The sequence below is a fragment of the Micropruina sp. genome (assembly GCF_027492755.1).
GTDB lineage: Bacteria > Actinomycetota > Actinomycetes > Propionibacteriales > Propionibacteriaceae > Micropruina.
The window spans coordinates 1-3,705 of the sequence record NZ_JAPUED010000025.1 but is presented as its reverse complement, the minus strand read 5'-3'; the positions used below and the strand labels follow the sequence as shown (position 1 = coordinate 3,705).

At 70.9% G+C, this 3,705-nt stretch carries 4 protein-coding genes and 1 pseudogene; all 5 read right to left on the bottom strand.

The window, feature by feature from the left end; genetic code table 11:
- Positions 1 to 73: 73 nt before the first annotated feature.
- Positions 74 to 703, bottom strand: a complete 630-nt coding sequence (locus Q0066_RS01535; protein ID WP_298129377.1) for an energy-coupling factor transporter transmembrane protein EcfT — start codon at positions 701 to 703, stop codon at positions 74 to 76.
- A 16-nt stretch (positions 704 to 719) separates the two neighbouring features.
- Positions 720 to 1,412 (bottom strand): energy-coupling factor ABC transporter ATP-binding protein, encoded by a 693-nt coding sequence (locus Q0066_RS01530; protein ID WP_298129375.1) that lies wholly within the window; start codon positions 1,410 to 1,412, stop codon positions 720 to 722.
- A 1-nt stretch (position 1,413) separates the two neighbouring features.
- Complete coding sequence (locus Q0066_RS01525; protein ID WP_298129373.1) at positions 1,414 to 1,995, bottom strand: biotin transporter BioY; 582 nt, start codon at positions 1,993 to 1,995, stop codon at positions 1,414 to 1,416.
- Between the two features lie 112 nt (positions 1,996 to 2,107).
- Complete coding sequence (locus tag Q0066_RS01520) at positions 2,108 to 3,103, bottom strand: HAD-IIA family hydrolase (protein ID WP_298129371.1); 996 nt, start codon at positions 3,101 to 3,103, stop codon at positions 2,108 to 2,110.
- Positions 3,100 to 3,705, bottom strand: a pseudogene (locus tag Q0066_RS01515) (hypothetical protein); the annotation flags it as partial. The pseudogene Q0066_RS01515 and the gene Q0066_RS01520, both read right to left, overlap by 4 nt.

Below are 3,705 nucleotides of genomic sequence, written 5' to 3'. Positions count from 1 at the left end.
ATGGCGACTGAGGAGAACGCAGCGAGGCGCCGTCCGGGCGTCGCGCAGCGGGCGAGGGTTGGTGGCCGGGGCACTAGCCCGGGCGGTGCCGGTTGCCCTCGCCCAGGCCGCGAGCGGCCAGGGCGTCACCGGTCGCCTGGGCGAAACCCACCGCACGCACCACCACCGGTGACAACCGCGCCAGCCAATGCCGTTCCAGCCCACGGGCGCGCGCGGCGTCCCGGACGTCGTAGAAGGCGCCGGTGAGGAACGGGATGCTGCGCAGCATGATGCCCACGGTCAGTCCCAGCCGCTCGCCGTCGACGAAAGGCAGACGGTCGGCACCGCGAACGAGGGCGTCGATCAGTACCGACGCGGGTGTGGTGCACACGATCAGCCGGGCCGCCAGCACGGCGACCAGCACGTTGCCGGCGACCACGAATGCAGCCGCCGGCTGCCCGACCAGCAACTGGAAGGCCGCCAGCACGATCAGCAGCACCAGCAGCGACCACGGAACGGCAAGCGTCACCCGCGCCGGCAACCGGGTGGTGGCCAGGCAGGCCAGGGTCACCACCAGGCTGACCGCGGTGACTTCGGGTTGCTGCCAGACCAGCGCCACCAGGGTGAGGGTCAGCACGACCAGGTACTTCCAGCCCACCCCGAGCCGATGCCACGGCGAGGTGCCGGGACGATAGCTGCCGAACAGCGCGGACGCCGATCTCATGCCCTCGTCACCGATCTCAGGCCATCAGCCGGCGGTAGTGAGCGATCACGTCGTCGGGCGTCCCGTCGGCGACGATCCGGCCGCCGTCCACCAGCAGCACCCGTTCGGACCGCCCGGCCAGTTCCAGGTCGTGGGTGGCGACGATGACCTGATGCGGCAGCTCGGCCAGCAGGTTCGCCACCGTGTTGCGGTTGCGCAGATCGAGCAGCGTGGTGGGCTCGTCACAGACCAGCACCGACGGCTCCACGGCCAGCACGCTGACCAGCGCCGCGAGTTGCCGCTCTCCCCCGGACAGGTCGTAGACGCTGTGGTCGGCGACCTCGGCCAGCCCGTACCGCGCCAACCAGTCCAGGGCCAGCGCCCGCCGTTCCGCCCGGTTCCGGACGCGCGACCGCAAGCTGAGCTCGACGTCGTCGGCCGGGGTCGGCAACACCAGCTGACTCAGCGGATCGGTGAAGGTGAAGCCCACCAGCCGGCGCACGGTGGACGCCGCGGTGCGGGTGTCGTGGCCGTCGACGACGACGGCGCCCTCGCTGGGTAGCACCAGCCCGTTCAGCAACCGCAGCAGGGTGGACTTCCCCGACCCGTTGGCGCCGATCAGAGCGATCCGCCGTTGGTCGAGCACGAGGTCGATGCCGTCGAGCAGCACCGCAGCCCCGGAGGGACCGCCGGCCGGAGCCCGAACAACAACCCCGGTGAGGGTGATCACGTCAGGCGGCGACCGGTGCTCGGGCCGCCAGCAGCGCCGGGAACGCCTTGTGGACGGCAACCGCTATCGCCGCGGCGACGAGGTTCTTCACCACGTCGCCCGGCCAGAACACCAGGTCGGTGGCGATCGCGGCGTTCACGCTCATCTGTGCCACCACCATCAGTCCCAGGATGCCGGCGGGGTGGACGATCAGCACCGACGCCCCGAAGCCCGAAAGGAACAACCACAGGAAGCGTGCCCGCCGCTCGGGACCGGCCAGCCAACGCGCGAACACACCGGCGAGCAGGGCGGCGATCGGGAAGCTCAGCAGGTAGCCGATGCTCGGCTTGGCCAGAACGCCGAGACCGCCGGCGCCACCGGCGAACACAGGCAGCCCCGCGAAGCCGACCAGCAGGTAGAGGGCGGCGGCGGCGAAGCCGCGCCAGGGGCCCAGCACCAGCCCGGACAGGATCACGGCGAGCGTCTGCAGGGTGATCGGCACCGGTCCGACCGGAACCCCGGGCACCACCGAGAACACCGCGATCAACGCGGCGAAGACGGCGATCAGGGCGAGATCGGTGGTGGGTTGCTTGCCGGCTGACACGGTAGCTCCTCGGTCGTCGGGACCGCCGTTACCGCGGTCCCTCGCAGGATAGCGCCGACCGCGTGGGCATTCTTGCGGCACGTCGAATGCCCACGCCCCGGACGCGGGTTCGTCAGTGCAGTTGGTCGAGCTGCGCCAGCGAGTCGGCGGGATCCGCATCGGTGGCCCAGGACAGGTTCGCCAGCGCCCAGAGCGCGTCCAGCTGCCCTGCCTGCGTCGCGAGGTCGGCGTCGAGCTGGATCCGGCCGTCGTGGAGCTGAGCCCGAGCCGCGCCGCAACGCCAGGAGTGCCCCTCCTGGGTGGCGACGCGGGCCGGCTCCAGAAGGGCCCGCAGGTCGGCACCGATGTAGTTGGGACGGTCACCGGGACCGGCGGCCAGCAGGTCGTGCTTGCCGTGCGCACCGGTGAACACCAGCAGCGACTTCATTCCGGCACGGTTGGCGCCCATGATGTCGGTGTCGATCCGATCACCGACGAAGATCGGCCGCTCGGCACCGGTGTGGCTGACCGCGAAATCCAGCATCGGCGCATGCGGCTTGCCGAACACGATCGGTTTGCGGGGCCGCACCGTCATGCCGACCACCGCCAACTGCGCGCCGAGGCCGGCGACCAGACCGCGATCGGTCGGACGGGTGGCGTCGTCGTTGGTGGCGTACCAGGTGGCGCCCCGCTGCACCGCGATGCCGGCCTCGTCCAGCAACGCCCAGGGAATGTTCGGGCTGTAGCCCTGCACCACGGCGTCCGGGTTGTCGTCGGCGCTGTCGGTGGTCCGGAAGCCCACCTCGGCGAGCAGGTCGACCAGGTTCTGGGTACCGGCCACCAGGATCAGGCTGCCCGCGGTCAGGGTTTCGGCGAGCACTCCGGCCGCCACCTGGGCGCTGGTGATCAGGTCGTCCGGGCCGGCGACGAAACCGAGGCTGTTCAGATGCTCGGCCACCACCGCCGCGCTGCGGGCGGCGTTGTTGGTGACGAACATCACCCGGGCCCCGGAGGCCGTGACGTCCCGGATGCCCTCCACCGCACCGGGCACCGCGATCGGTCCGAGATAGATCACCCCGTCGAGGTCGAAGAACGCGACATCGTGGGCGTCGATGATCCTGGCGGTCATAGGGTCTCCTCATCCTCGGTGTCCGTGGTGTCGTCATCCGTGGTGTCGTCATCTTCGGAGTCGTCGAATTCGATGGTGACGCCGTGCAGTTCGGCGAGTGCGTCGGCCGCCCCGGTCTCGTTCTCAGGATCGAGCCGGACGGCCGCCGCGAACCACTGCTCGGCCCCGGCGGTGTCGCCGGACGCCCCGAGCAGCTCGGCGTAGTAGTAGCGCAGCCGCGCCCGTGCGTTCTTGGGTCCCCGCGCACCGATCAGTTCGATCTCCTGACGCAGTAACCGGACCGCCTCATCCTGCTGTCCGAGAGCGCTCCGAGCACCCGCCTCGACGAGCTTCAACTCGACGCGACCAGCCACCGAGTTGGCACTCTCCAAACCTTCCCGGACGAGTCGCAACGCCGCTTGGTGCCGACCCAGCCCGCGCTCGCAGTCGGCCATCACCGCCAGGAACTCGGCGCTGCCGGTCATCCGCCGTAGCGCCCGGAACTCGTTCAGCGCTGCCGCGTACTCACCCGCGGCGTAGGCGGTGGTGGCTGCGGCCTCCCGCACCACGGGCAGCCGGGCGGCCCGACGCCTGGCGGCCTCCGCGTGCGCATAGGCCAGGGC